Annotated in this window: 26 protein-coding genes; 19 read left to right on the forward strand and 7 right to left on the reverse strand. The window is 58.2% G+C overall.

Translation table 11 applies throughout. The features are described 5' to 3' along the window. The 3 genes from EDC26_RS20250 to EDC26_RS18775 all read left to right on the forward strand — a co-directional run. A partial coding sequence (locus EDC26_RS20250) for a hypothetical protein (protein ID WP_207915206.1) occupies positions 1–197 on the forward strand: 197 nt, incomplete at its 5' end. Between the two features lie 155 nt (positions 198–352). Continuing rightward, complete coding sequence (locus EDC26_RS18770; RefSeq protein ID WP_132585775.1) at positions 353–1264, forward strand: LD-carboxypeptidase; 912 nt, start codon at positions 353–355, stop codon at positions 1262–1264. A gap of 87 nt (positions 1265–1351) precedes the next feature. Next, a complete protein-coding gene (locus tag EDC26_RS18775) occupies positions 1352–2953 on the forward strand; it encodes an ABC-F family ATPase (protein WP_132585778.1) in 1602 nt (533 codons plus the stop codon). A gap of 43 nt (positions 2954–2996) precedes the next feature. On the opposite strand, the gene EDC26_RS18780 is transcribed toward EDC26_RS18775, so the two are convergent. Next, entirely contained in the window at positions 2997–4292 is a 1296-nt protein-coding gene (locus tag EDC26_RS18780; protein WP_132585781.1) for an NCS2 family permease, read from the reverse strand. A 101-nt stretch (positions 4293–4393) separates the two neighbouring features. On the opposite strand from EDC26_RS18780, the gene tsaD reads away from it, so the two are divergent. Further along, positions 4394–5446 (forward strand): tRNA (adenosine(37)-N6)-threonylcarbamoyltransferase complex transferase subunit TsaD, encoded by a 1053-nt coding sequence (tsaD, locus tag EDC26_RS18785; protein ID WP_132585784.1) that lies wholly within the window; start codon positions 4394–4396, stop codon positions 5444–5446. A 35-nt stretch (positions 5447–5481) separates the two neighbouring features. Here the strand turns inward: tsaD and plsY are convergent, their stop codons facing one another. Further along, positions 5482–6129: a glycerol-3-phosphate 1-O-acyltransferase PlsY gene (plsY, locus tag EDC26_RS18790; RefSeq protein ID WP_132585787.1), complete on the reverse strand. Its 648-nt coding sequence runs from the start codon at positions 6127–6129 to the stop codon at positions 5482–5484. Positions 6130–6240: 111 nt separating this feature from the next. Between plsY and surE the strand changes: the two genes are divergently transcribed. The 6 genes from surE to rlmD all read left to right on the forward strand — a co-directional run bounded on the left by surE (position 6241) and on the right by rlmD (position 11736). Next, a complete protein-coding gene (gene surE / locus EDC26_RS18795; protein WP_132585790.1) occupies positions 6241–6999 on the forward strand; it encodes a 5'/3'-nucleotidase SurE in 759 nt (252 codons plus the stop codon). After that, on the forward strand, positions 6984–7799 hold the full coding sequence (locus tag EDC26_RS18800; RefSeq protein WP_132585793.1) for a protein-L-isoaspartate(D-aspartate) O-methyltransferase: 816 nt from the start codon (positions 6984–6986) through the stop codon (positions 7797–7799). Before surE ends, EDC26_RS18800 begins: the two co-directional genes overlap by 16 nt. Before the next feature lie 17 nt (positions 7800–7816). Then, complete coding sequence (locus tag EDC26_RS18805; RefSeq protein WP_132585907.1) at positions 7817–8614, forward strand: peptidoglycan DD-metalloendopeptidase family protein; 798 nt, start codon at positions 7817–7819, stop codon at positions 8612–8614. Continuing rightward, positions 8611–9387 carry a 3'-5' exonuclease gene (locus EDC26_RS18810; protein ID WP_132585796.1) on the forward strand — a complete coding sequence of 259 codons (777 nt, stop codon included), beginning with the start codon at positions 8611–8613 and terminating at the stop codon, positions 9385–9387. The genes EDC26_RS18805 and EDC26_RS18810 overlap by 4 nt, the downstream gene beginning before the upstream one ends. A 162-nt stretch (positions 9388–9549) precedes the next feature. Continuing rightward, positions 9550–10140: a hypothetical protein gene (locus EDC26_RS18815; RefSeq protein WP_132585799.1), complete on the forward strand. Its 591-nt coding sequence runs from the start codon at positions 9550–9552 to the stop codon at positions 10138–10140. A 282-nt stretch (positions 10141–10422) separates the two neighbouring features. Continuing rightward, positions 10423–11736, forward strand: a complete 1314-nt coding sequence (rlmD, locus tag EDC26_RS18820) for a 23S rRNA (uracil(1939)-C(5))-methyltransferase RlmD (protein ID WP_132585802.1) — start codon at positions 10423–10425, stop codon at positions 11734–11736. 147 nt (positions 11737–11883) lie between these two features. Here rlmD and argH read toward each other — a convergent pair whose 3' ends face one another. Then, on the reverse strand, positions 11884–13311 hold the full coding sequence (gene argH, locus EDC26_RS18825; RefSeq protein WP_132585805.1) for an argininosuccinate lyase: 1428 nt from the start codon (positions 13309–13311) through the stop codon (positions 11884–11886). Positions 13312–13495: 184 nt separating this feature from the next. Between argH and EDC26_RS18830 the strand changes: the two genes are divergently transcribed. The 7 genes from EDC26_RS18830 (at position 13496) to EDC26_RS18860 (ending at position 19645) form a co-directional block, all read left to right on the forward strand. Then, on the forward strand, positions 13496–15115 hold the full coding sequence (locus tag EDC26_RS18830) for an NAD+ synthase (protein ID WP_132585808.1): 1620 nt from the start codon (positions 13496–13498) through the stop codon (positions 15113–15115). Positions 15116–15186: 71 nt separating this feature from the next. Beyond that, positions 15187–15525: a P-II family nitrogen regulator gene (locus EDC26_RS18835; protein ID WP_132585811.1), complete on the forward strand. Its 339-nt coding sequence runs from the start codon at positions 15187–15189 to the stop codon at positions 15523–15525. Positions 15526–15684: 159 nt separating this feature from the next. Continuing rightward, positions 15685–16221 (forward strand): YaeQ family protein, encoded by a 537-nt coding sequence (locus EDC26_RS18840; RefSeq protein ID WP_132585814.1) that lies wholly within the window; start codon positions 15685–15687, stop codon positions 16219–16221. Between the two features lie 246 nt (positions 16222–16467). Beyond that, positions 16468–17367 carry an amino acid ABC transporter substrate-binding protein gene (locus EDC26_RS18845; protein ID WP_132585817.1) on the forward strand — a complete coding sequence of 300 codons (900 nt, stop codon included), beginning with the start codon at positions 16468–16470 and terminating at the stop codon, positions 17365–17367. A gap of 87 nt (positions 17368–17454) precedes the next feature. After that, positions 17455–18195: an amino acid ABC transporter permease gene (locus tag EDC26_RS18850; RefSeq protein WP_132585820.1), complete on the forward strand. Its 741-nt coding sequence runs from the start codon at positions 17455–17457 to the stop codon at positions 18193–18195. A 10-nt stretch (positions 18196–18205) separates the two neighbouring features. Then, a complete protein-coding gene (locus tag EDC26_RS18855; protein ID WP_132585823.1) occupies positions 18206–18892 on the forward strand; it encodes an amino acid ABC transporter permease in 687 nt (228 codons plus the stop codon). Positions 18893–18910: 18 nt separating this feature from the next. Continuing rightward, positions 18911–19645: an amino acid ABC transporter ATP-binding protein gene (locus tag EDC26_RS18860; RefSeq protein ID WP_132585826.1), complete on the forward strand. Its 735-nt coding sequence runs from the start codon at positions 18911–18913 to the stop codon at positions 19643–19645. 100 nt (positions 19646–19745) lie between these two features. On the opposite strand, the gene EDC26_RS18865 is transcribed toward EDC26_RS18860, so the two are convergent. Continuing rightward, positions 19746–20960, reverse strand: a complete 1215-nt coding sequence (locus EDC26_RS18865; RefSeq protein ID WP_207915208.1) for an MFS transporter — start codon at positions 20958–20960, stop codon at positions 19746–19748. Next, positions 20932–21582 carry a chorismate--pyruvate lyase family protein gene (locus tag EDC26_RS18870; protein ID WP_132585829.1) on the reverse strand — a complete coding sequence of 217 codons (651 nt, stop codon included), beginning with the start codon at positions 21580–21582 and terminating at the stop codon, positions 20932–20934. Before EDC26_RS18870 ends, EDC26_RS18865 begins: the two co-directional genes overlap by 29 nt. Before the next feature lie 36 nt (positions 21583–21618). Between EDC26_RS18870 and EDC26_RS18875 the strand changes: the two genes are divergently transcribed. Continuing rightward, positions 21619–22353: a pseudouridine synthase gene (locus EDC26_RS18875; RefSeq protein ID WP_132585832.1), complete on the forward strand. Its 735-nt coding sequence runs from the start codon at positions 21619–21621 to the stop codon at positions 22351–22353. Positions 22354–22460: 107 nt separating this feature from the next. Here EDC26_RS18875 and EDC26_RS18880 read toward each other — a convergent pair whose 3' ends face one another. Together EDC26_RS18880 and ugpQ are read right to left on the reverse strand one after the other, a co-directional pair. Beyond that, positions 22461–23324 carry a 23S rRNA (adenine(2030)-N(6))-methyltransferase RlmJ gene (locus EDC26_RS18880; RefSeq protein ID WP_132585835.1) on the reverse strand — a complete coding sequence of 288 codons (864 nt, stop codon included), beginning with the start codon at positions 23322–23324 and terminating at the stop codon, positions 22461–22463. A gap of 21 nt (positions 23325–23345) precedes the next feature. Then, positions 23346–24098 (reverse strand): glycerophosphodiester phosphodiesterase, encoded by a 753-nt coding sequence (gene ugpQ / locus EDC26_RS18885; RefSeq protein WP_132585838.1) that lies wholly within the window; start codon positions 24096–24098, stop codon positions 23346–23348. Positions 24099–24312: 214 nt separating this feature from the next. Here ugpQ and EDC26_RS18890 point away from each other — a divergent pair, with 214 nt between their 5' ends. Beyond that, the gene (locus tag EDC26_RS18890; RefSeq protein WP_132585841.1) at positions 24313–26280 is read left to right on the forward strand and encodes a SurA N-terminal domain-containing protein; all 1968 of its coding nucleotides are present in this window, start codon (positions 24313–24315) and stop codon (positions 26278–26280) included. Positions 26281–26295: the final 15 nt, after the last annotated feature.

A 26295-nucleotide genomic window follows, 5' to 3' on the forward strand; every position in this document is an offset into this window, starting at 1 on the left:
GCAGGGCCTGGTTCGGGGAGGCAAGGCGTGCGCTGTTTGAGCGCCACGGGTGCGCACAGCATGCTGTGCGCGGCGCGAGTTCGCACGCCGCCCCGAATCAGGTTCTGCGCGCGGGAAGTTCTGGCGCAGCCAGAACCGTGCCCGTCAGAGCCCGAACCAGCTCAAGCGCCCACGGCGCGGGTTTAGAAGGTTTTTAGCAACGATAACGTAATATAAAGAATGCCACCCACAAGGGGTGGCACTACAAAAGCAAAAAGACACAGTCGGGCAGGCAAGACGCCAAGTCCACTATACTTATGCGCGCCTGATTGCATACATTGAATTTCCTCCTTTCGTCTCGAAGAGCCTACCCATGAGCCACGCCCCGCATCACGCCGCTTCCGGCATCTACCTCATTTCGCCCTCCGGCGCCGTGGCCGACCCGAAAAGAGTCGAATTAGCTTGCGCCCGGCTGACCAAGCTTGGTTTCAAGACTGCCGTCGATCGCGCCGCGCTCGCCGTGCACGAACGTTTTGCAGGAACCGACCGACAGCGCCTGGCCGGTATCGCCCGCGCCCTGAAGCAAAAGCTGCCTATCGTGATGGCAACGCGCGGCGGCTACGGTCTAGGCCGTTTACTGCCTTTCATCGACTGGCAGGCGGTGGCCGACAGCGGCAAAATATTCATAGGCCACAGCGATTTTACGGTGTTCCACCTGGCTCTGTTGGCTCGCACCGGAGCTTCCAGCTTTGCCGGGCCGACCGCCGTGTTCGATTTCGGTTCCCCCACGATGGACGATCTGACGGCCGACCTCTTTGCCGAAAGCATGCGCGGCGAGCTTGAAATCCTCAGTTTTGAAACCACCGACGCCGATGCGGTCGATGCGCGCGGCATTTTGTGGGGCGGTAATCTGGCCATGGTGTGTTCCCTGGTGGGCACACCCTATCTGCCCAAGGTGAAAGGGGGCATTTTATTTCTGGAAGACGTGTGCGAGCATCCGTTCCGGGTCGAACGCATGCTGACGCAATTGTGGCAGGCCGGCGTGCTGCAGCGCCAAAAGGCGATCGTATTGGGACATTTTTCCGACTACCGCCTGGCCTCGCATGACAATGGTTTTGACATGCCCTCGGTGGTTCGATGGCTGCGTGCCAGTGTCAAGGTGCCGGTCGTAACCGGCTTGCCGTTTGGCCACGTCAAGATGAAGGCGACATTGCCTGTGGGCAGAAAAGTGGGTATTGCCACCGAAAAAGGCATGGCGCATCTCGTGCTCGAAGAGCATTTTTAAGTCCGTAAACAGCGCGTCCTGGGCGCGTTTATCGCGGGCTTGTTAAACTTGCAGGTTCTTTTGACTTCTTCTACGCGATAACTCTCAGTGATCTCAACCGCAAATCTTACTATCCAGTTCGGCCCCAAGCCGCTATTCGAAAACGTTAGTGTCAAGTTTGGCGAAGGCAACCGGTATGGCCTGATCGGCGCCAATGGCTCGGGCAAATCCACGTTTATGAAAATCATAGGCGGCGACCTGGAGGCCAGCAGCGGCAACGTGTCGCTGGAGCCGGGGGTGCGTCTGGGCAAACTGCGCCAGGACCAGTTCGCGTTTGAGGACTGCCGGGTTCTGGACGTGGTCATGATGGGCCATGAAGAAATGTGGCAGGCCATGACCGAGCGCGACGCCATCTACGCCAATCCGGACGCGACCGAAGAAGATTACATGCATGCCGCGAATCTCGAGGCCAAATTTGCCGAATACGACGGCTATACGGCTGAAGCGCGCGCAGGCGAGCTGTTGCTGGGCCTGGAGATCGGGGTCGATCAGCATAACTTGCCCATGCGCGAGATTGCGCCTGGCTGGAAATTGCGCATCCTGCTCGCGCAGGCCCTGTTCTCCAATCCCGATGTGCTGTTGCTCGACGAACCGACCAACAACCTCGATATCAACACGATACGATGGCTCGAGGACGTGCTCAATGGTTATCAGAGCACGATGATCATCATCAGCCACGACAGGCACTTCCTGAATCAGGTTTGCACTCATATGGCGGACCTTGATTTTCGCGAATTGCGCATCTACCCGGGCAATTACGATGACTACATGCTGGCGTCCACCCAGGCGCGCGAGCGCGTGACGGCCACCAATGCCAAGGCGAAAGAGCGTGTGGCCGAGCTGCAGGACTTTGTGCGGCGTTTCTCCGCCAATAAATCCAAGGCGCGCCAGGCTACTTCACGCTTGAAGCAGATCGACCGGATCAAGGCCGACACCGTCGAGGTCAAACCGTCGTCGCGCCAGAATCCGTACATTCGTTTCGAGCAGAATAAAGTGATGCATCGCCTGGCCGTGACGCTCGATCACGTGCAAAAATCGTATGACGCGCCGGTGATACGCCCGTTTTCCACCATGATCGATGCGGGCCAGAAGATTGCGATCATCGGCGCCAACGGCGTGGGGAAGACCACCCTGTTGCGTATGCTGGCGGGCGACCTGCAGCCAGATGGCGGCAGTATCAAGTGGTCGGATAACGCCGACATCGGCTACATGGCCCAGGATGTGTCCGAGCAGTTCCAGTACGACAGTAATCTGTTTGATTGGCTATTGGATTATCGACAAGTCGGCGATGATGATCAATCTCTGCGTTCGGTGTTGGGGCGCCTGCTTTTTTCGGCCGACGATATTCCCAAGATGGTCAAAGTGCTTTCGGGCGGCGAAAAGAACCGCATGAGCTTTGGGCGCCTGATGCTGGGCCGGCACAACGTACTGCTGATGGATGAGCCCACCAATCATCTGGACATGGAGTCGATTGAATCGCTGCAGTTCGCGCTTGAGAAGTACGCCGGTACGGTGGTCTTCGTATCGCACGATCGCGAGTTCGTGTCGGGTGTTGCCACCCGGGTGATCGAAATCATGCCGGGTGGGGAAATCGTCGATTACCTGGGCAACTACGACGAGTATCTGAGTTCGCGCGGAATCGACACCTGACCCGCAGGCCATGTTGGCCTGCGGACCGGGCTGTGGCTATGGCTTAGCCAGGGAAAAACGCGTATTTAATGACGAACAACACGGCGACCAGCAGTGTTGCCGGATGTATGTCCCTGAATTTTCCGGTAAAGGCCTTGAGCACCACATAGCTGATAAAGCCGAACGCCAGACCATTGGCGATAGAGTAGGTAAAGGGCATGATCAGCGCAGCCAGGGCGGCCGGCGCCGATTCCGTGATATCGCTCCAGTCTACATCGACCAGCTCGCGCAGCATCAGGCAAGCGACATACAGCAAGGCTGGGGCGGTGGCGTATTCCGGGACGGAGCCGGCCAGGGGCGACAGAAAGAGCGCAAGAAGGAACAGAACACCAATGGTGAGAGCCGTCAGGCCGGTGCGCCCGCCTGCCTGCACTCCTGAGGCGCTTTCGATATAGGCCGTCGTGCTGCTGGTGCCCAGAAACGAACCCACCACAATGGCGGAGCTATCGGCCAGCAGCGCACGGCCCAGACGGTTGGGCTTGCCTTCCTGGATCAGCCCGGCACGTTTGGCCACGCCTATCATGGTTCCGGTCGCATCGAACACCTCGACCAGCACGAATACCAGAATGACGTGCAGAAAGCCGGTGTGCAGGGCGCCTGGAATGTCCAGGTGAAAGAACGTCGGGGCCAGGCTGGGAGGCGCGGAAAATACGCCATGGAATTGATTGTTGCCTGTCAGCATGGACAGTACGGTAATGGCCAGTATTCCGATCAGGATGGCGCCGCGTACTTTCAGCGTATCGAGGACGGCGATAATGAAGAAACCCAAAATGGCGAACAACGCCGGCGCGGCCGTCAGGCTGCCCAGGCCCACCTTGGTGGCCGGATTGGCAACGACGATGCCCGCGCCGCCCAGCGCAATAATGGCCAGAAACAACCCAATGCCGGCGGCGATGGCCGAGCGCAGGGACTTGGGGATTCCCGCTATCAGCCATGATCGTATGCCGGTAAGGGTCAATATGACGAAGATCGTGCCCGAGATGAACACCGCACCCAGCGCCTGTTGCCAGGTGTAGCCCATGGCGCCTACGACGGTGTAGGCGAAAAAGGCGTTCAGGCCCATGCCCGGCGCCATGCCAATAGGCCAGTTGGCGACGAACGCCATGATCAATGTGCCGACCGCCGCCGCGAGGCACGTTGCCACGAAGACAGCGTCGTGATTCATATGCGCCGCATCGTGCAAAATATTCGGGTTCACAAAAATAATGTAGGACATGGTCAGGAAAGTGGTCAGACCCGCCAAAATTTCTGTGCGCGCGGTAGTATTGTGCGCCGCCAGCTTGAAGTAGTGTTCCAGCATTCGATTTCCCCAGTCGGTTGATTCGTTGACATAACAAAAAGAGGGTGAAGCTGCCGGCCATTCTATGCCCGTTTGAGCCTTGGCTGTACACTTTCGGCATCATGATTATTCTTGGCTTTGAAAGTTCCTGCGATGAAACCGGGGTGGCGGCGGTATGCACCGAACGCGGTCTATTGGCTCATGCCTTGCATAGCCAGATCGCGATGCATCGGGAGTATGGCGGCGTGGTGCCCGAGCTGGCCTCGCGCGATCACATCCGGCGCGTATTGCCGCTGACCACCGAAGTCCTGCAAAAAGCAAATCTTTCCTTTGACGATATTGGCGCCGTGGCCTACACGGCCGGCCCGGGTCTGGCCGGAGCTTTGCTGGTGGGGGCAAGCGTCGCACAGTCGTTCGCCTGGGCTCGCGGGCTGCCGGCCATTGCCATCCATCATCTGGAGGGGCATTTGCTCTCGCCGCTGCTGGCCAGCCCGCGGCCGCAGTTCCCGTTTATTGCCTTGCTGGTATCGGGCGGGCATACGCAACTGATGCGCGTCAATGCGGTGGGCGACTACGAATTATTGGGCGAGACGCTCGACGACGCAGCGGGCGAGGCCTTTGACAAAACCGCCAAGTTGCTGGGCCTGGATTATCCGGGCGGCCCGGAGTTGTCGCGGCTGGCGCAAACGGGCAACTCCGCCGGCTACGATCTGCCTCGTCCGAAGTTGCACAGCCACGATCTGGATTTCAGTTTCAGCGGCCTGAAAACGGCCGTGCTTACACGCCTGCGGCAATTGGAGCGGGAACCGGGCGGCCTCACGCCGCAGCAGCGCGCCGATTTGGCGGCGGCCACCGAAGCGGCCATCGTTGATGTTCTGGCTGCCAAGGCGATCAAGGCGTTGAAGCAAACCGGCTTGAGCCGCCTGGTCGTCGCGGGTGGTGTGGGTGCCAATCGGCGATTGCGTGAAAAGCTTTCCCAGGCGCTTGCCGCGCGACACGGCCAAGTGTTTTTCCCGCCGCTCGATTTGTGTACGGACAACGGTGCCATGATTGCCTTTGCCGGCGCGCTGCGGGTCAAGGCGGGTTTGGTCGATTTGTCCGACACCGGGCATGCCTTTACCGTCAAGCCTCGATGGGATCTGCAAGACGTTTGCCGGCCGGGCGTCCATCCTTAGGCCGTGCGCCGCGGCACGCCGTGACGCCGCGATAATTAATGCGCGCCGGGCTTGCCGCCTATTCGGCCTTCTTTGCCGGTCATCAGCCGGGCAATGTTGGCGCGATGGCGGGCTATTAGCCCGGCACTGATGAGGGCGATGGCCAGGCAGATGACAGCGTCGAAATCCCAGGCTACGTCACCGCCGAACAGGTAGTACAAGGGTGCAAAGATGGCCGCCATGATGGCCGCGAGCGAAGAGTAGCGCGTCGCGTAGGCGACGATCAGCCACGTACACGCCGTGGCTGCGGCCAGCCAGGGTTGCAGGGCAAGCAGCACGCCCAGGGCTGTGGCCACCCCCTTACCTCCTTTGAAATTGAGAAATATCGGGTAGATGTGGCCCAGAAAGACCGCTATGGCGCTTGCGCCCACGACCAGGCTGGGCAAATGAAAATGCGCGGCCAGCATGCCCGTGAACCACACGGCCAGCCAGCCTTTTGCGGCGTCGCCAAGCAGGGTAAGCACCGCCGCTTTTTTGTTGCCGGTGCGCAACACGTTGGTGGCTCCGGGGTTTTTGGAGCCGAATGTGCGTGGATCCTGCAGCCCCATAAGACGGCTGACGACGACTGCGAACGACACCGATCCTGCCAGATAAGACAGCAAAACAAGGGTCAGGCTCAGAACGACAGCGCTTATCGAAGACATGATGCAGGGACTCCAGAACGGTTTGGCATGATTCTACCTTGCACCTGGCCCAAAATTGCAAAACGACCGGGTACAATCCGCTAGGGTTATTGGTATTTTTGTGGAAGATGAATGCGCATACTGGTGTCTAACGACGATGGTTATAACGCCCCGGGCATCGAGGCTTTGGTTCGGGCCCTGGATGGCCTGGGAGACCTGACCGTCGTAGCGCCGGAAACGAATTGCAGCGGCGCGTCGAACTCGCTGACGCTGAATCGGCCCTTGTCCGTGCGGCAGGCCGCCAATGGCTTTTACTTCGTGAATGGCACGCCGTCGGACTGCGTGCATATTGCGCTGACGGGTCTGCTGGATTTTCGCCCCGATTTGGTTGTGTCGGGCATTAATAATGGCGCCAACATGGGCGACGATACTTTGTATTCCGGTACGGTTGCCGCAGCGACCGAAGGGTTTCTGTTCGGGATTCCATCCATTGCCTTTTCCTTGATAAAAAAAGGTTGGGAGCATCTGGACACGGCGGCCCATGTGGCTCGATTGCTTGTTCAACAGCAATTGTCTGCGCCGTTGGCACAAAATGTTCTGCTTAATGTCAACGTGCCGGCAGTACCGATCAAAGCCTTGCATGGGATGCAGGTTACGCGCCTGGGCAAGCGGCATCAGTCCGAACCGGTGGTCAAAAGCAGTACGCCGTACGGTGATCCGGTGTACTGGATCGGACCGGTGGGCCATGTTTCCGATTCGGCGGCCGATACGGATTTTGGCGCGGTAGCGCAAAACATCGTGTCAGTCACTCCGCTGCGACTGGACCTGACTCATTATGAGCAGTTGCCAGAGGTAAAAATTTGGGCGGGAGCCTTATGCGCAAGCCTGTAACTCCATTTCCGTTCGCGACAGGCGCGCACAATCGTTTCGGCCGATCCAGCCTGGGCCGCGGGTTTTCCGCGAGCAACAGCAATACCCGGATATCCACGCCAGGTGCGCAGGCGCCGCGCGCGTCGGACGCCGACTCCGCGTCAACAATTGTCAACTTGGGTTTGAACTCCGAGCGTTCGCGTGGCATGATGATCCAGCGTTTGCGCAATCAGGGCATTCAGGATGAGCGTGTGCTGGCCGCCATGATGGCGGTGCCGCGCCATTTGTTTGTCGACGAAGGTTTGGCCAGCCGTGCCTACGAAGACGCGGCCCTGCCTATAGGTTATGGCCAAACGATTTCTCAGCCTTGGGTGGTCGCTCGCATGATTTCTGCCGTTTGTGAAAACCGCGTGCCGGTGAAAGTTCTGGAAGTGGGCGCGGGCTGCGGCTATCAGGCTGCTGTACTGGCGCAGTTCGTGCGCGAAGTGCACAGCATCGAACGCATCCGCGGTTTGTATGAGCTTGCACGCAATCACCTACGCGCGCTTAAACTGATTACGCGTATCCGTCTGTCTCACGCAGACGGAATGCTGGGCCTGCCCGGCGTTGCGCCTTTCGACGCTATTGTCGTGGCTGCGGCGGGTATTAAAATTCCTCCGGCCTTGTTCGAGCAGCTGGCTACCGGAGGTCGCTTGATCGCCCCGGAAGGGAGTTCGGCGCAACGTCTGATTCTGGTCGAACGAATGGGCCCTACGACGTGGCACCGCGAAGAACTGGAGTCCGTGCGCTTCGTGCCGTTACGGGCCGGAACACAATCATGAGTCATCAGGAGATCCATATGCATGCAGGGACGTCCCAGCCTACCGTTATCGCGGCACGCGAGCAACGCATGTCTCGCTATTTGTTGATTACGGCTGTTCTCGCCACGTCTATTTTGGCGGGCTGCGCATCGAGCACCTCGCATGCGCCCGTCACCGACCTGACCGGCGGTGCAAGCAGTAGCAGCAGTGCTGAGGCGGGCGGCACGTATATCGTCAAGTCTGGCGACACGCTGTATAAGATTGCCCAGAAAAACAATGTGGATGTGGCTACGCTGATCCGCGCCAACAATATCAGCGACCCAAGCCAGTTGCGGGTTGGCCAGACTTTGCGCCTGGGTGGCACCGGCGGGCCGGCGCCTGCTCCATCGTCGACGGTCACTGCGACGCCAGTTCCTGTTGCGCCTCCCGCGGCGGCCGAAGCCACCACGGCCGAGAAAGCCTCCGACGCGGCGCTGATTCAATGGGCGTGGCCGGCATCGGGGCGCATCATTCAGGGGTTCAATTCCAATACCAAGGGGATCGATATCTCGGGCGCTCCGGGCGAGCCCGTGCACGCGGCGGCCGATGGCAAAGTCATGTATGCCGGCAATGGCGTAAGAGGTCTGGGTAATTTGATCCTTCTGGGTCATAGCAACGGGTTTATTACGGCTTATGCGCATAATCAGACCCTCCTGGTCAAAACCGGGCAGCAGGTGCATCGCGGCGCGAAAATTGCCCTGATCGGGCAAACCGACACAACCTCTCCGCGTCTGCATTTTGAAATCCGCCGCCGCGGTACGCCAGTCAACCCCTTGTCGTATTTGCCTCCCCGATGATTCCAACGCTGGTTTTCGACCTTGAAACGATTCCCGACGCGGTGGGTCTGCGCCGTTTGAATCGTCATGGGCCGGAGATGAGCGATGTGCAAGTGGTCGAGGCGGCTCTGGCTGCTCGCCGTGAAAGCCATGGCAACGATTTTTTGCCCTTGCACTTGCAGCAGGTGGCGGTGGTGGGCTGCGTGTTTCGCGACGACCAGGGTTTTCGCGTCAAAACGCTGGGCCATGCAGGGGACCCCGAGTCGACGCTGATAGCGGGGTTTTTCAAGACAATAGAGCGGTACACGCCGCGGCTTGTGAGCTGGAACGGGTCGGGTTTCGATTTGCCTGTTTTACATTACCGCAGCCTGATCCACGGGATACAGGCGCCGCGTTATTGGGATACCGGCGAAGATGATCGCGATTTCAAATACAGCAATTACATTAATCGCTATCACAATCGTCATATCGATCTGATGGATTTGCTGGCCAAATATAACGGGCGAGCCAATGCACCGCTGGACGAGCTCGCCAAGCTTTGCGGTTTTCCCGGCAAGTTGGGCATGGATGGCAGCCAGGTCTGGCAGGCCTGGACCGACGGCCGGGCTGATGAAGTACGCGCCTACTGCGAGACCGACGTGGTGAATACCTGGCTGGTGTATTGTCGCTTTCGCTTTATCAAGGGCGAACTCGATCAGGCAGCTTACGATGCCGAGGTGAAGCTGGTGCGCGACACGTTGGCAGCCAGCGATGCGCCGCACTGGAAGGAATACCTGGCGGCCTGGGACGCCTGACGGATCCCAGGGCGCTTGGCGGCTTGTGCAGGCGGCCCTGAAATCAATTGAAAATGATTCGCGGTGGTTGAAACAGATTGGAAATGGGTTAGGGCCGACACTATGGCCTGCTTCATCATGTTCGTGAAGCGTTGACTTGCGATTTCTAAAGGGATCATCATCATGCGACACTTGAAAACTCCTATCTTGGCCAAGTTTGCCGTGCTGGCTACGGCGCTTGCCCTGCAGGGCGCTGCCATGGCGGCCGCGCCGCAAGCGCCGGCAAGTGCTACACCCGGCAGCACCACGCAAAACGCTGCTTCGGCAGGTGCCAGCCAGACAGCGCCGGCCGTGCCGCACGCGAAAAAACATCATCATGAAAAAAAGGGTATGTCACTGTGGGTCCCGGGTTACGGCTCTGTCAGGCACAAGCTGGTGAGTTCACTGAATCTGAACGATAGCCAGATGAAACTGGTGGCCGATGCCCAGGCCGCGCAACAGGCCCTGCGGCAATCTCGGCGCGATGCGATGAAAACGGCCCGGCAGCAGCGGAAAGAGCAGTTGGACGCCGGCAAGGTCGACCCTCATGCGGCTTTGCAGGCCGCCGATGCCATGTGGCAAAAAGCGATGGGTACGGGCCGTCAGGAAGTCGATCAAAAATGGCTGGCGGTCTGGGATGCGCTCGATAGCACGCAACAACAAAAGATAGCGGCTTATCTAAAGGAAAGAGCCGACAAGCCTGCCGGACATGATAGACACGAAAGGCATCACTGATCCTGTAGTGGCAGCCACAAGGGCTGCCGCTACATGAGCAGCGGGTACGTTTTCCCGTAATGGCAGCCACGAGGGCTGCCCCTACATGAGCAACTGGTACGTTTTGTAGCGGCAGCCCTTGTGGCTGCCATTTTCAATAAACGTGATGCAGGCAATTGCATGGATGGCACCCACGAGGGGTGCCGCTACACTCTCCACCGGAACGATTTCGCCGCAGGGCCCCTGGCGCGCCTTTGGCATGTAAAATTCGCGACTACCGGTTTTAGGACGCTTGAGCCCATTATGTCTGAAGTATTTACTATCGAGTCGCTCGATCTGGAAGCTCGTGGCGTTGCACGCAGCGATGGGAAGGTCGTTTTTGTAGAAGGGGCATTGCCTGGGGAGCAGGTCAGCGCCCATATCATCCGGCGCAAATCCTCTTTTGATATAGCCAGGCTCGATCAGGTACTAAAAGCCTCATCGCAGCGGGTCGAGCCTCTTTGCCCGAATTTCGGGATATGCGGCGGTTGCTCCATGCAGCATCTGGATGCGGCAGCGCAAGTGGCCATCAAACAGCGCGTGCTCGAGGACGCGCTGGCGCACATCGGCAAGCTCGCGCCGGACTGTGTGCTGCCGCCCCTGCATGGGCCGGCCTGGGGTTATCGTCATCGGGCCCGTTTGTCGGTGCGCGCGGTGAGGAAAAAGGGCGCCGTGATGGTGGGTTTTCGCGAGCGTCGCGGCAGCTACGTGACGGACATGAAGGAGTGCCTGGTGTTGCCGCCCCATGTATCGGCGCTGCTGGTGCCCTTGCGCGGCCTGATCGGCGCCATGTCGATACCCGATCGCCTGCCGCAAATCGAGGTGTCGGTCACAGACCAAACGACAGCGTTATTGCTACGTCATCTGGAGCCGCTGGCCGCAGACGATATTGTCAAGCTGCGCCTCTTCGGCGAGGAGCATAACGTTTCGTGGTGGCTGCAGTCCAAAGGGCCCGAGACCATTCATCCTTTGCTGGCCGAAGACGCTGCAAAGCTGGCCTATGCCTTGCCGGAATTTGGCTTGCGTATGGGGTATCGGCCTGGCGACTTCACCCAGGTCAACGACGCCGTCAATCGCAGCCTGGTTTCCAGGGCGCTGCGTTTGCTCGATGTCCAGGCCGGGGATCGAGTCGCGGATTTGTTTTGTGGCCTGGGCAACTTTACCTTGCCGCTGGCCACGCGGGTACGCGAGGTGGTCGGGATAGAAGGAAGCGGAACACTGACGGCAAGGGCACAGGCATCGGCCGCGCAGCACGGTCTGGCGGGCCGCACCCGATTTGAGACCCTGAATTTATTTGCAGTGGACGTTCAATGGTTGCGCGATTTGGGCCGTTTTGATCGCATTATGATCGACCCGCCTCGCGAGGGCGCCGAAGCCGTGGCGCGCGCGCTGGCCGCCTTGTCGCCATCCGAACGCCCCCGGAAGATCGTGTATGTATCCTGCAGCCCGGGAACGCTGGCCCGCGATGCCGGCATACTGGTGCACGAAGGCGGCTATCGCCTCAGGGGAGCGGGAGTCGTAAACATGTTCCCGCACACCGGGCATGTCGAGTCGATTGCTGTGTTTGACGGCGGATAGGATTGATCGTGAATCATGTAGCGGCAGCCCTTGTGGCTGCCATTTTTGTTAAACGGGGCGCAGGTTATTGCGCCGATGACAGGCACAAGGCCTGTCGCTACAAAAACGTATCTATCAACCCAACCGATCACGCCGCAAAAACGAAACCTAATCCGGCTTGCCGGTTTCGGCCAATATCCGTTCGGCTTCGATCTTGACTCTGTTGGGCGCCGTGCCGCCTATATGATCGCGTGCCGCGACTGAGCCTTCGAGCGTCAGAACCCCATAGACATCCTGAGCGATCGAAGGGTGAAAGCCTTGCAGGACATCGAGCGCCAGGTCGGGCAAGTCGCAGCCGCGTTCTTCGCAGACGCGTACGGCACGCGCCACCGTTTCATGCGCATCGCGAAATGGCACGCCCTTTTTGACCAGGTAATCGGCCAGATCGGTCGCGGTTGCAAAGCCCTGGAGGGCCGCCGCGCGCATGGAGTCGGCGCGCACCTTTATACCGCCGATCAGGTCGACGAAGATAGTTAACGTGTCGCGTAGGGTGTCGGCCGAATCGAACAGGCCTTCTTTGTCTTCCTGGTTGTCTTTGTTGTAGGCCAGGGGCTGGCCCTTCATGAGGGTCAGGAGCGCCATTAGATGACCATAGACGCGGCCGGTTTTCCCTCGCGCCAGCTCGGGCACGTCGGGGTTTTTCTTTTGCGGCATGATCGAACTGCCTGTGCAGAAACGGTCGGCCAGGTCGATGAACCCTACGCGTGGGCTCATCCACAGCACCAGCTCTTCGGAAAAACGCGAAATGTGCATCATGACAAGGGCCGCCGCGGCGCAAAATTCGATGGCGAAATCGCGGTCGGAGACGGCATCCAGCGAGTTGTGGCAAACGCCGTCGAAGTCCAATATTTTTGCTACCAGCTCGCGATCGATGGGATACGAGGTGCCCGCCAGCGCGGCAGCCCCCAGCGGCAGGCGATTGACGCGTTTGCGGCAATCGCGCAGGCGCTCCGTGTCGCGCCCGAACATTTCGGCATAGGCCAGGAGGTGGTGCCCGAAGGTGACCGGTTGCGCGACCTGCAGATGCGTGAAGCCGGGCAAAATAGTGCCGACGTGTTCGAGCGCCAGGGTCGCCAGGGCGCGGCGCAGTTGATGCAGCAGATCGATGGCCAGGTCGATTTCATGGCGCACCCAAAGGCGGATGTCGGTGGCGACCTGGTCGTTGCGGGAGCGCCCGGTATGCAAGCGTTTGCCGGCGTCCCCAATCAGCTCGACCAAACGTTTTTCGATATTCAGGTGGACATCTTCAAGATCGATCGACCAGGCGAAATGGCCGGTGGCGATTTCGTCTTTGATTTGCGCCATGCCGCGCTTGATGGCCGCGTTATCGTCGGCGGTGATAATGCCGATGGCGGTGAGCATATCGGCGTGCGCAAGCGAGCCTTGAATGTCAAAATCGGCCATTCGCTGATCGAAATAAACCGAGGCGGTATAGCGTTTGACCAGGTCGGAGACAGGTTCGGAAAATCGCGCAGACCAGGCCTGGGCCTTGTTGGCGAATTGATTTTGCTGTGGGGAAGGGATGTTTTTGGGCATAGTGGCATGATTATAAAGGAGCCGCCATCGGCATATCATGTAGCGGCAGCCCTTGTGGCTGCCATTTTTGCCAAACGGGGCGCAGGTTATTGCACCGATGACAGGCACAAGGCCTGTCGCTACAAAAACGCAATGGGCATGCGATAATTTTGTTCTTTACCTCCACGCACAGGGCTTGTGTTAAATGACAGCGGTAAAGCTTGGGCTCGCCCAGATCAACATGACAGTCGGAAATTTGCCGGCCAACGCGGCCAAGGTGGCCGATGCGGCGCGTTGGGCGCACGGGCAAGGCCTGGATGTGTTGCTGACGCCCGAACTGGCCCTTACGGGCTACCCGGCTGAAGATTTATTGCTCAGGCCGCAATTCGTGCGCCAGCAAGAGGCGCAGCTTGGCCAACTGTGCCAGGACATGGCTTCTTATACCGATCTGCATGTCGTGGTGGGGCATGTGCGCGAGCAGGGCGGGCTTTTGTATAACGCCGCATCGGTGTTGGTCAATGGCCGGATTCTGGCCACTTATTTCAAGCATGAGCTGCCCGATTACGGTGTTTTCGATGAAAAGCGCTATTTTGCGTCTGGCCGTGATCCGCTGGTATTTACGGTAAAAGGCGTCAGATTCGGCCTGAATATTTGTGAAGATGCGTGGTTTCCAGATAGTCCTGCACGGGCGCGGGCGCAGGGTGCGCAAGCCTTGTTGGTATTGAATGCGTCGCCCTACAGTTTGGGCAAGCAGGATGAGCGGCACGCGCAGATTGCGGCGCATGTGGCCGGCATGACGATGGTGTATTTGAACAAGGTCGGCGGCCAGGACGAACTGGTGTTCGACGGCGCCTCGTTTGTGCTTGATCCTGCGGGCGGGGTCGCCATGCGCTTGCCTGTATTCGAGGAAGCGCTGGGTATCGTTGAACTAGACACGCAGGGCCGTCCGGTATCGTTGTCGGCTACGCCTCACGTGTGGCCCGATTCGCTGGAACAGATTTGGCGGGCCCTTACCCTGGCAGTTCACGATTATCTCGCCAAAGGCGGGTTTACCCGCGCGGTGCTGGGTTTGTCGGGCGGCATCGATTCGGCCCTGGTGCTGGCGTTGGCCGTCGATGCGCTGGGCGCGGCGAATGTGCGCGCCGTCATGATGCCGTCGCGTTACACCGCCGATATTTCGCTCGTCGATGCGCGCGAAATGGCCCAAGGCCTGTCCGTTGCGTACGAAGAGATCAATATAGCGGGCCTGGTGCAGGCCTACGACGAGGCACTGGCCCCGCAGTTCAAGGGCCTGCCGGTTGATTCCACAGAAGAGAATATTCAGGCGCGCATACGCGGTAATTTGTTGATGGCGCTCTCCAACAAGTCGGGCGCATTGGTGCTCACAACCGGTAACAAGTCCGAGCTCGCGACCGGTTACTGTACGCTGTATGGGGATATGGCGGGCGGTTTCGCGGTGATCAAGGATGTGCCCAAAACGCTGGTGTACAGGCTGGCGCGCTGGCGCAATCAGCGCTCGCCGGTTATTCCGCAGCGCATTATCACGCGCCCGCCGTCGGCCGAGCTGCGTCCCGACCAGACGGATCAGGACAGTTTGCCCGCCTATGAAGTCCTGGACGCCATTATCGAGGCTTATGTTGAACGCAATGAGTCCGTGGCGCAGATACAGGCCGCAGGGTTCGCGCCGGAGGTTATAGCGCAGGTCGTGCGTCTGGTTCGGCTTAGCGAGTACAAACGGCGCCAAGGTGCGATTGGTCCGAAAATCACTTCGCGCGCGTTTGGCCGGGATTGGCGTTATCCCGTTACTAACGGTTTTCGCGAATGAGACGTAGCAAGGGTTGGCAAGTACACAAGTCAAGTGACGCCGGATGGGCAAAACATTTATCGGAGTAATCAATGAAATTGGTCGCAGCAATAATTAAGCCGTTCAAACTTGATGAGGTGCGTGAGGCTTTGGCAGAGATGGGCGTCAGTGGCCTGACGGTCACCGAAGTCAAGGGGTTCGGGCGCCAGAAGGGCCACACCGAGCTCTATCGCGGAGCGGAATACGTCGTGGATTTCTTGCCGAAGATTCGAGTCGAAGTGGTCTTGTCCGCGGATATGGTCGATGCGGCGATCGATGCCATTGTCAAAGCCGCCTATACCGGCAAGATTGGCGATGGCAAAATATTTGTCATGCCCGTTGAGCAGGCGGTGCGCATACGCACGGGCGAAAGCGGCACCGAGGCTCTGTGATAGGCTGCAGCGCTGTGGATGCCGTCTTGATTGCCAAGGGTTTTGGCAGCCACAAGGGGTGCCGCTACACGAGCGACGGCCTCGCCTTTGTAGCGGCACCCCTTGTGGGTGCCACAAGACCGTGCCGCGCACTCACCCGTCGCCCGGCGCGGACCTGACATGGCTTTGCGCGCTACGATTTTCAAACTCGACCTGCATGTTGCCGATATGGAGCGCGGCTATTACAACAGTCACGCCCTGACGGTCGCGCGCCATCCGTCCGAAAGCGACGAGCGGATGATGCTGCGGGTTTTAGCTTTTGCCTTGCTGGCTGACGAAGATTTGGTGTTTACCCGGGGTTTGAGCACTGCCGACGAGCCCGCTTTGTGGCGCAAGGATTTGACCGGTCTGATACTGAACTGGGTGGATTTGGGGCATCCCGACGAGCGGCGCCTGCTGCAAGCCAGCGGGAAATCGGCGCAAGTGACGGTTTGTTGCTATGGCGGCCCGGCCAGCCGGGTATGGTGGCAGGGCGTACAGAAGACCGTGGCGCGGCTTTCCAATTTGCGGGTAATTTCGGTCGAACCCGAGGCGGTTCGAGCCTTGGCCAAAATGGCCCAGCGGTCCATGACCTTGCATGTCAGTATCGAAGAGGGGATGGCGCTGGTGACGTCCGAGGCCGATAGCGTTACAGTGGAAATAGAAATCTGGCGCTAAATTATGGTCTTGGGCGCATATAAATCCGTTCCCCTCAATTAGGGTATTTCATCAAAGAAATCCGTGGCATTATCGGGCATACTATGAAAGTAGTCGGTAATTCTTAATTATTGTTTTATTTGTTTACACAGATAACGTAATTTTGCATTCTATAAAATACGTGCACTCAATGCGTTAATGAGCAAGGCCGTCTGCTCTGCCCGATACGTTGGGCACGTAAATTTTCGAGTTTTCAAAGGAGACACCATGAAGTTTATGCCCCTTGTTTTGGCTGCTACCGTCACCGTTATCGGAATGGCTGCGGCTCATGCAGAAGGTCGCCTCGACAAAATCAAATCCAGCGGCGAAATTACTCTAGGTTATCGCGATGCGTCCATTCCCTTTTCGTATCTGGACGATCACCAAAAGCCGATCGGCTATTCGATGGACATCTGCCGCAATATTGCGGCGGCCGTCAAAAAAGACCTTAAGCTGGCCAGCTTGAAGATCAAGGAAGTACCCGTTACGTCCTCCACCCGGATTCCACTGGTGGCCAATGGTACCGTGGATCTTTCCTGCGGCTCGGCCACCAACAATGCTGAACGCCAGCAACAGGTCAGCTTCGCGCCCACGACATTTGTGACGGCCACCCGGTTTGCGGCGCTCAAGTCTTCCAAGGTCAAAGATCTGCCCGATTTCAAAGGCAAGACGGTGGTTTCCGTTTCGGGCACCAGCAATTTGCGCTGGCTGGTTCAGGCCAACAATGATCAGAAACTTGGCATGAAAATCATTACCGCCAAAGATCACCCCGAGGCCTTCCTGACAGTGGAAAGCGGCCGTGCTTCTGCCTTCTTCATGGACGATATCCTGTTGGCGGGCCTGGTGGCCACCTCGCATGTGCCCAAGAATTGGATGATCAGCAAAACGGCATATACCATTGAGCCTTATGGCATCATCGAACCGAAGGGCGATGAGGCCTTCAAGACAGCGGTCGACAATGCGGTCAAAACCATGATGAAAGATGGCACTTTGGATCGGCTCTACGCCAAGTGGTTTACCAAAGCCATACCGCCCAAGAACGTCAACCTGAACTGGGCCATGACACCCGAGCTCAAAAAAGTGATCGCGCATCCTACCGATTCGCCTGATCCTGCCGTTTACAAATAAGCGGCGTTGTGTGCGGGCACAGCCCCTCTGTTCAGGGCTGTGCCTTTTTTGTATTTGGATGCATGGTGCCCCCACAAGGATGGATGCATGAATTACAACTGGAACTGGTCGATCTTCTGGGCGCCGGCGCCCGACGGTTCGGGCACGTACATGTATACCTTGATAAAGGGCGTGTACTGGACGCTCGGCGTGTCTGCTCTGGCCTGGATTATTGCCCTGATCGTAGGCGTGATGGTGGGTGTGCTGCGCACTGGCCGCATTAAGTGGCTGGCCAATATCTGTGCGGGATATGTCGAAATTTTTCGCAATATCCCGTTGCTGGTGCAATTGTTTTTGTGGTATTTCGTGTTTCCCGAGATCGTGCCCAAAGCCTTGGGTGATTTCATCAAATCCGCCGATCCGACGCTGTCCACGTTCTGGACGGCCGTAGTCTGCCTGGGCCTGTTCACCTCGACGCGGGTGGCCGAACAAATCCGGGCTGGCATCAATTCTTTGCCTGTGGGCCAAAACATGGCGGGCACCGCCCTTGGGCTGCGGCGAGCGCAAGTGTATCGCTATATACTGCTGCCCGAGACGGTCCGGATCATTATGCCGCCCCTCACTTCCGAGGCGCTTAACCTGATCAAGAACACATCGGTCGCGTTCACCATCGGGCTGATCGAGATCACCGGCGCGGCGCGTTCCATGCAAGAGTTTTCATTTCAGATATTCGAATCGTTTGCAGCGGCGACGGTGCTGTATTTAATCATCAACACGGTGGTTGTGATCCTCATGCGCTACATTGAAAAATGGATCAGCGTTCCCGGTTTCATCGGTACGGAAAAATAAGGGGAACGCCATGCATTTTGATTTCGAAATCATTCTTCGCACGCTGCCTTATGTGTTTGGCACCGGCATGGTGTTCACGATCAAGCTGACGGTGCTGGCGACCGCCGGAGCCGTGGCGCTGGGCACGTTGTTGGCCATGATGCGGTTGTCGTCCAGCCGAATTTTGTCGGGCATAGCGGGCGGCTATGTCAATTTTCTGCGTTCCTTGCCGCTGATACTGATCATCTTCTGGTTCTATTTCCTGGTGCCGTATATTGTCGGCTGGGTGACCCGTGCGGGGCATCCTATCGCGGTGGGCGGCTTTACCTCTGCGCTGATCACCTTCACCTTGTTCGAGGCGGCGTATTTTTGCGAAATCATGCGTGCCGGCATCCAGTCCATTCCACGTGGCCAGGTGGGCGCCGGGTATGCGTTGGGCCTGAATTACTGGCAGGTCATGGGGCATATCGTATTGCCGCAGGCATTTCGTAATATGACTCCGGTGTTGCTCACGCAAATGATTGTGCTGTTTCAGGATACCTCGCTGGTGTATGTGCTGTCGCTCACCGATTTCCTGGGCGCGGCCAACAATGTGGCGCAGCGCGACGGACGTTTGGTTGAAATGTTTATTTTTGCGGCGGTGGTGTACTTTGTACTTTCGTATACTGCGTCGCTTATTGTCAGAACGCTCGATCGCCGCATGGCGATCGTACGCTAAGGGTCAGGAGTTTTCATTATGATCGAATTCAAGAATGTCAGTAAATGGTACGGCTCCTTTCAGGTGTTGACGGATTGCACGACCAAGGTTTCCAAGGGCGAGGTCGTGGTGATATGCGGCCCGTCTGGGTCCGGTAAATCCACCCTGATAAAAACAGCGAATGCGCTGGAGCCCTTCCAAAAGGGTGAAATCTGGATCGACGGGGTGTCGGTGGGTGCGCCGGATACCAATTTACCCAAGCTGCGTTCCCGCATTGGCATGGTGTTCCAGCATTTTGAACTGTTTCCGCACTTGTCAGTCATGCGCAATCTGGCGCTGGCGCAGGTCAAGGTGCTGGGGCGCAATGAAGACGAGGCGCTCGAGCGAGGCCGAAAATTGCTTGAGCGTGTCGGCTTGACGGGTCATACCGACAAGTATCCGGGGCAGCTTTCCGGTGGACAGCAGCAACGTGTCGCCATCGCCCGCGCGCTCGCCATGGATCCGCTGGCCATGCTGTTCGACGAACCCACCTCGGCGCTCGATCCTGAAATGGTCAACGAGGTGCTCGACGTGATGGTCGATCTGGCCAAGGAAGGGATGACCATGATGGTGGTCACCCACGAAATGGGTTTTGCCAAGAAAGTGGCCGATCGCGTGGTCTTCATGGATGCGGGATTTATCGTCGAGGATTGTTCCAAAGACGATTTCTTCGATCATCCCGAAGCGCGTTCCGAGCGCGCCAAGTTCTTCCTGTCCAAGATATTGTCGCATTAAGCGCATTGGTGGCACCCACAAGGGGTGCCGCTACAAAAACGCAGCCCCAGGTAGCGGCACCCCTTGTGGGTGCCACCATCCTTCCAGTCTGCCACCGATCCTACGCACCGACAGCCCCGATCTCATTGCGGCGGTCGTAATACCATAGCCACAGCAAAGCCGCCAAAATAACCGCCACGAACGGGAACACAATCATATTGACGGCAGTCCAGCCCCCGGTTGCCAAAACGTGCCCCGATGAGAAAGAGGCGACCGCCACGCAGCCGAATACCAGGAAATCATTGAGGGCTTGCACGCGGTTTTTTTCCTCTGGCCGATAGCAGTCTGTGACCATGGACGTTGCGCCTATAAAGCCGAAGTTCCAGCCGGCGCCCAAAAGAATCAGGGTTAGCCAGAAATGTGCAACGCTAAGCCCCGAAAGAGCAACAATGCCGGCCACGGCGATCAGAATCAGCCCCAGCGTCGTCATGAGGATTTTGCCGAAGCGCTCGATCAGATGGCCGGTGAAAAAGCTGGGGCCGTACATCGCCAATATATGCCACTGGATACCCAGCGTTGCGTCTTGCACGGAATGGCCGCAACCGATCATCGCCAGCGGCGTGGCGGTCATCAGGAAATTCATGAGCCCATAGGAAATGACACCGGCCAGGACCGCTATAACGAAGCGCGGGGACCGGGCGATTTCGGACAAAGGCCGTCCACCGTGCACCGATTGCTGTTTGGGGGAGGGGGGTGGCGTGCGCAAGCACATAACCAGGGGAATGGCCAGCGCAGCAACGCCCGCCTGGGCCACGAACGAGGCAGCAAAAGGGATGGCGGGCCAGATATCGCGAGTAAGAATAATGGCCTGGGCGGCGATAATCGCGCCGAACAGACCGCCCACCATGACCCACGCAATGGCTCGAGTGCGAAATGCCGGTGGGGCCGCGTCGGCGGCGGCAAACCGGTAGCTCTGCACATAGGCGGCATACAGGCCCGAAAATAGAGTGCCCAGGCAAAAAACCAGGAAGGCGTGGCTGAAAATACCGTAAGCGGCGGTCAGTCCTGCCGCAATGCCCAACAGAGTGCCGATGAAGTAGCCATTGCGGCGCCCCAGGCGTTTCATGACCATGGCTGCGGGTATCGTGCCAAAAGCGAGCCCCAGGCTGTAGATGCTGACAGGCACCGTAGCCAGGTCGGGCCTGCTGGCAAGCTGTTGGCCCGCCAGCCCGCCCAAGGCTATGACAATGGCCGGATTGGCGCCCCCCAGGGCTTGCAGGCACGATAGCGTAAAGGCATTGCGTTTCTCAGAGGGGTGGGACGCGGTCTCGATCATGAGGGCCCTTGGGTTGGCTGGCATGGGACGGGTGGCTGGATGGAATGGTCGGATCGTAAGTCAGTTTGGCGGCGAGTGGCCAAAAGTCGGGTAAAAAACATTCGGCTACGACCAAAGGCCGGCAAGACCGCCAAAAAACCGAGCAGCGAGCCAACAACGCTTCTGCCGGTGGAGCCTGGCGGCCGAAGGTACGTTTTATCGTTGCGTAAAAGGGTTGCTGCGAATCGAGACGTCGGGAAAAAAAACCGGAGCGTGTGATTTGCGGGTTGCCGTACAGCATATCGGCCAGGGGCCGGGTGCTTAACCGTCGCATGCCTTGCCACCAGCTATGCGATGCGCCAAGCAAGGTAAAGCTGCGGGCGACTACACTGTCGATGCCATCGATGCTCATCATGATTTCTCGCATCCAGATGGGGGATTTGGGCGGCAGCCCAAGCAGCCAGGCTTCGGCCGGGTTGAGGCTGTCGGCCTGCTCTCGGACGACCTGTAGCCGGACTTGGCCGATTTGGCGCAGCCCCGCGGTGAGAGCTTCGGGGCGCGTCAGCCAGTATTTTTGTATGTGGGTAAACGATGGAGCAGCGGTGGTTTGCCAGCCGCTGCGGTCGGCAGGATGCAGTTTCATAAAGCGTATTATCGCTAAACTCTTACAATATTGTTTATGGAAAAAATACGGATTTCAAAATTGATGGCCGAGCGCGGCCTGTGTTCGCGCCGCGAGGCGGATGCTTATATCGAACGCGGATGGGTGCGCGTAGACGGCGTGGTGATATCCGAGCTTGGCAGCAAAGCTTTTCCGGATCAAAAAATTACGCTCGAACGGCAGGCGCAGCGGCGCCAGACCTCGCGGATAACCATTCTGCTCAACAAGCCTGTGGGATATGTGTCCGGCCAGGCTGAAAGCGGCTATCGGCCGGCGGTTTCGCTGATCGACGCGCGTTCGCGTTATAAGGTGGACAAGTCGCCCCTGCGTTTCGAGCCGAACCATTTACGCGGGCTCGCGCCGGCAGGCCGCCTGGATATCGACTCGCAGGGCTTGCTGGTCCTGACGCAGGATGGCCGTATTGCAAGGCAACTGATCAGCGACGATTCCGACATCGATAAAGAGTATCTGGTGCGGGTGCAGGGGCGAATCGCAGGGAACGGCTTGGCGCTCCTCAATCATGGGCTGATGCTTGATGGCAAGCCCTTGCAGCAAGCCGAAGTTGCCTGGCAAAACGAGGATCAGTTGCGGTTTGTGTTGCGCGAAGGTAAAAAGCGGCAAATCCGGCGTATGTGCGAGCAGGTTGGGCTGAAGGTTATCGGGTTGAAACGGGTACGCATAGGCCGCATTGTTCTGGGCGATCTGCCGCCCGGGCAATGGCGCTACCTGAAAGAGGGCGAGCGGTTTGCGTGAGGGGTGTGGCACCCACAAGGGGTGCCGCTACAACATACCCGTCGCTCACGTAGCGGCAGCCCTTGTGGCTGCCATCTATCCCCCAAAACAGATTTGTCGAGAACGCCTCAGGCCCCTTTAGGATATTGCGTCAGCGTAAACCCCGCATTGTCATCCTGGCCAAGCTTTTCGCGTAGCCAGGGCAGCGCCTGTTCCAGTTCCTTGTACAGGGTCCAGGGTGGGTTCACCACGAACATGCCACTGCCGTGCAGGCCATAGCCGTCGCTCGCGGGCTTGCACACGGTGAGTGTGGTGTGCACCCAGGAATCGACTTCCAGGCGTTCCAGCGAACGCGCAAGTTCGTGCGATTCGCCACGTTGAACCAGTGGATACCAAACGATGAAACAACCAGTTGCGAATCGTGTGAGACCGTCGCGGACGGCTTGCAGGGTCTTGCGATAGTCGCGTTTATCCTCGTACGACGGGTCGATCAGGATCAGGCCGCGCCGCGGCGGTGGCGGCAGCAGGGCTTTCAGGCCCTTGAAGCCATCGCTTTCATAAACGGCGGTCTGGCGCAAGGTCAACCGGCCTTGCCGCCCCAGGTTTTGCTTCAGCACGTCGATCTCGGAGGGATGCATTTCGAATAATCGCAAGCGGTCCTGGCTTCGAAGCGCGTGCAAAGCCAGCCAGGGTGAGCCGGGATACAAATTGGCCAGTCCGTCCGGGTTGAAATGCAGCACGGCATTCAAATAGCGATCGATCAAGGCAGGCATGGTATCGGCGCCCAATAGTCGATCCAGCCCATCGACGCATTCGCCACTTTGAGCCGCCCAATCGCCCGTCAGGTCGTAAATGCCTGCGCCGGCATGGGTGTCTATGACCCAGTAGGGCGTCTCCTTGCGATTGAAATAATCCAGAATGTGCACGAAAACGGCATGTTTCAGTACATCGGCATGATTGCCTGCATGGAATGCGTGTCGGTAACTGAACAAAGTGGCGTCTCGCGTCAAGAATTAGAAATGGGGACTTAAGGTGTCGATTGCGTCGGTGAAAATGGCGTCGCAACCCCAGTCGAACAGTTCGCGCGCACGTGCGGCGTCGTTGACGGTCCAGACCGCAATTTTATAGCCTGCGGCGCGTACGGTGCGAACCACCTCTTTGGTCGTGTTCCGGTCGCCCATGTTCACGCTGACACATTTCAGGCGTTGCACGCGAGTCAGCCAGTCTGCCGGTAGCGCTCCGTCTATGAGCAAGGCTCTGGGTAGCTCCGGTGCCGCCTTTAGTGCGGATTCGAGTGCAATTTCCGAAAACGACGATAGCAAAGGCGCAACGGCGGCGCCGGCCCATAGCTGTCGTGCGATAAGAGCGACTTGAGTGCCTGTTTCGGCCTCGGCGCCGGTATGCGGCTTGATTTCGATATTGCTGAATATATTGTTGGCCAGCGTAAAGGCGGCTATGGCATATAAGGTGGGAATGGGTTCGCCTGCGTAAGGTTTGGAGTGCCAGCCGCCGAAATCGAGTTTGGCCAATTCATTGTAGGTCTGGTCGGCGGCATTGCCCGTGCCGTTGGAGCTGCGGTCGACCGTGTCGTCGTGCAGCAAAACAGGTACGCCGTCGCGACTTAGCTTGACATCGTATTCCATCATCGAAAAACCGTGTTCGGCCCCCAGCCGCATCGATGCCAGCGTGTTTTCGGGCGCCAGGCGGCCCGCTCCGCGGTGAGCGATCATTTTTGGATAGGGCCAGGAAATTTTACTTTCTGACATTTTGTTGTGTCCTTCGTTAAACTGGGTTGCCAGCAGCGATTTTATTGCTATGGCATAGCATACCTTCAAGCCGATGCGTGGGAGATGGTAAACTGCCAGAAAAATTCTTATGTTCTTAGGCAGGGTTCCTTTATCGAGGCGATACCGGTTCGCCTTTTTTTGGTATAAATCGTCGTGCCCGGCTTGATCCGGGGCGCGAGACAGCGAGTCATTAATGTTCGATTTTATTCGTACTCACCAGCGCTTGATGCAGCTTTTGTTGCTGGTGCTGATTCTCCCGTCATTTGCCTTGATTGGCGTAAGCGGATACAGCACTTATGTGTCGGGTGACCACGATCTGGTCAAGGTGGCTGGGTCGGCGATTACGGTGCAAGAGTTCGATCAGGCAAGGCGCAATCAGCTGCAGCAGTTGCAGCAAAGCAATCCAGGCGGTTTCGACCCCAGCTCGCTGGATAACGAGCCCGCGCGCAAGGCTCTGCTCGAATCATTGATCGATCGTCGCGTGCTGGTTTTGGCCGCCACCAAGGAACGCTTCAATGTATCGGACAGGACGCTGCGTCAGGCTATCGCCTCCATTCCCGAGCTGCAAGTCAACGGGCAGTTTTCCGCCGAGCGTTACAGCGATGTTCTGAAGTCCATGGGTGCGACCAGCAAGGATTTTGAACAAAGCCGCCGGGCTGAGCTGTCGATCGACCGGGTGTTGGGCCCCGTGGCGATTACGGCCCATGTGCCCAAGCCCATATTGAACTCCATAGAGCAGGCATTGACGGCGCAGCGCACGGTGCGCCTGCGCACGTATGCGGCGGCCGATTATGCCAAGGACATTACCGTTACCGATGCCGACATCAAGGCCTGGTATGACCAAAACCCCCAAAAGTTGAAATTGCCCGAACAGGTCAGCATTCAGTATCTGTTGCTCAACGAAGCAGCCGCCATGCAAGGCCTGCCGGCTACCAGTACCCACGATCTGCAAAAATATTACGAGCAGAACAAAGCGCATTATGCGCAGCCCGCGCGCGTCATGCTCAGCCATATACTGATTTCCGTGCCGGTCGGTGCTACAGATGCCCAGCGTGAGACGGCACTGCAGAAGGCCCAGCAAATCGCCAAAGAGGTTGCGGCCGACAAAAGCAACTTTGCCGATATCGCCCGAGCCCAGTCGCAGGATGCGGGCACGGCCAAAGAAGGCGGCCGCTTGGGATGGATTACCAAAGGGTCCTGGCCTGCTACGCTTGAAACAGCGGTTTTCGCCTTGAAAAAGGGTGAGCTGTCCGCGCCGGTCGACGGGCCGGGCGGCTACCACATTTTTCTGGCCGATGATGTGCAGCCGGAAAAAATCCAATCGTTCGACGAGGTCAAATCGAAGGTTGAGACCGAGGTTCGCCGTCAGCTTGCCGCCGATCACTTCGCCGATATGGCGACCAAGCTCACGAGCCTGGTGTATGACAATCAAAGCAGCTTGCAACCGGCGGCCGACACATTGGGCCTGAAGGTTAAAACGGCCAGCGGGATTGCCCGCGAACGCTTGCTGCCGGCCGACGAGATCGGTGACGGAGCGGCGGCCGCGAGCCCCGATGCGGCGGTGCTGGGCGACGCCCGCGTACGGCGCGCCTTATTCTCCAGTCAGGTTCTTGTCGACAAGCAAAACTCGGGAGTGATTGAAATTTCGCCCGATACCATGGTGGCGGTTCGGGTTCAAAAACTAAGCCCGGCCCAGGTTCCGGCGATCGATAAAGTTTCGTCCTTGATACGTCAGCAGTTGTTGGCGGAACGGTCGCTGGCGGCGGCCGAGAAGGCAGGCGAAAGCGCCCTGGCCGGGTTTGAAAAAGAAGCGGCTGCGAAGGTGCCCGACGGATTCGGCGCGCCATTGGCCATCAGCCGCATCAATCCGCAAGGCCTCGATAAGCAGACCATCGATGTCGCTCTGTCGGCCTCTACGCAATCCTTGCCGGTATATCAGGGTATAAAGAATGCCCAAGGCTATGTGGTGGTGCGCATCGAGCAAGCGTCGGCGGGCAAATCCGATAACCCGTTGCTGGCCACCTTGCCCACTGAGCTATCCCAAGCCTGGGGGCATGCACAAGAAAATGCGGTGCTGGGTGCGTTGCGCAGCGAAAGCAAAATTAAAATGCTGCCCGAGGCCGACAAGGCGCTGGCCGGTGAAGCGACTCAGGGCGGATAACGGCCTGTCTCGGCA

Origin of the sequence: Paralcaligenes ureilyticus, assembly GCF_004346225.1 — a bacterium.
GTDB lineage: Bacteria > Pseudomonadota > Gammaproteobacteria > Burkholderiales > Burkholderiaceae_B > Paralcaligenes > Paralcaligenes ureilyticus.

Bases quoted from the DNA above. Each gene is read 5' to 3' on its own strand.
- EDC26_RS18770 (WP_132585775.1), top strand. From the start codon at position 353: ATGAGCCACGCCCCGCATCACGCCGCTTCCGGCATCTACCTCATTTCG.
- EDC26_RS18780 (WP_132585781.1), bottom strand. From the start codon at position 4,292: ATGCTGGAACACTACTTCAAGCTGGCGGCGCACAATACTACCGCGCGC.
- tsaD (WP_132585784.1), top strand. From the start codon at position 4,394: ATGATTATTCTTGGCTTTGAAAGTTCCTGCGATGAAACCGGGGTGGCG.
- plsY (WP_132585787.1), bottom strand. From the start codon at position 6,129: ATGTCTTCGATAAGCGCTGTCGTTCTGAGCCTGACCCTTGTTTTGCTG.
- surE (WP_132585790.1), top strand. From the start codon at position 6,241: ATGCGCATACTGGTGTCTAACGACGATGGTTATAACGCCCCGGGCATC.
- EDC26_RS18800 (WP_132585793.1), top strand. From the start codon at position 6,984: ATGCGCAAGCCTGTAACTCCATTTCCGTTCGCGACAGGCGCGCACAAT.
- EDC26_RS18805 (WP_132585907.1), top strand. From the start codon at position 7,817: ATGCATGCAGGGACGTCCCAGCCTACCGTTATCGCGGCACGCGAGCAA.
- EDC26_RS18810 (WP_132585796.1), top strand. From the start codon at position 8,611: ATGATTCCAACGCTGGTTTTCGACCTTGAAACGATTCCCGACGCGGTG.
- EDC26_RS18815 (WP_132585799.1), top strand. From the start codon at position 9,550: ATGCGACACTTGAAAACTCCTATCTTGGCCAAGTTTGCCGTGCTGGCT.
- rlmD (WP_132585802.1), top strand. From the start codon at position 10,423: ATGTCTGAAGTATTTACTATCGAGTCGCTCGATCTGGAAGCTCGTGGC.
- argH (WP_132585805.1), bottom strand. From the start codon at position 13,311: ATGCCCAAAAACATCCCTTCCCCACAGCAAAATCAATTCGCCAACAAG.
- EDC26_RS18830 (WP_132585808.1), top strand. From the start codon at position 13,496: ATGACAGCGGTAAAGCTTGGGCTCGCCCAGATCAACATGACAGTCGGA.
- EDC26_RS18835 (WP_132585811.1), top strand. From the start codon at position 15,187: ATGAAATTGGTCGCAGCAATAATTAAGCCGTTCAAACTTGATGAGGTG.
- EDC26_RS18840 (WP_132585814.1), top strand. From the start codon at position 15,685: ATGGCTTTGCGCGCTACGATTTTCAAACTCGACCTGCATGTTGCCGAT.
- EDC26_RS18845 (WP_132585817.1), top strand. From the start codon at position 16,468: ATGAAGTTTATGCCCCTTGTTTTGGCTGCTACCGTCACCGTTATCGGA.
- EDC26_RS18850 (WP_132585820.1), top strand. From the start codon at position 17,455: ATGAATTACAACTGGAACTGGTCGATCTTCTGGGCGCCGGCGCCCGAC.
- EDC26_RS18855 (WP_132585823.1), top strand. From the start codon at position 18,206: ATGCATTTTGATTTCGAAATCATTCTTCGCACGCTGCCTTATGTGTTT.
- EDC26_RS18860 (WP_132585826.1), top strand. From the start codon at position 18,911: ATGATCGAATTCAAGAATGTCAGTAAATGGTACGGCTCCTTTCAGGTG.
- EDC26_RS18865 (WP_207915208.1), bottom strand. From the start codon at position 20,960: ATGATCGAGACCGCGTCCCACCCCTCTGAGAAACGCAATGCCTTTACG.
- EDC26_RS18870 (WP_132585829.1), bottom strand. From the start codon at position 21,582: ATGAAACTGCATCCTGCCGACCGCAGCGGCTGGCAAACCACCGCTGCT.
- EDC26_RS18875 (WP_132585832.1), top strand. From the start codon at position 21,619: ATGGAAAAAATACGGATTTCAAAATTGATGGCCGAGCGCGGCCTGTGT.
- ugpQ (WP_132585838.1), bottom strand. From the start codon at position 24,098: ATGTCAGAAAGTAAAATTTCCTGGCCCTATCCAAAAATGATCGCTCAC.
- EDC26_RS18890 (WP_132585841.1), top strand. From the start codon at position 24,313: ATGTTCGATTTTATTCGTACTCACCAGCGCTTGATGCAGCTTTTGTTG.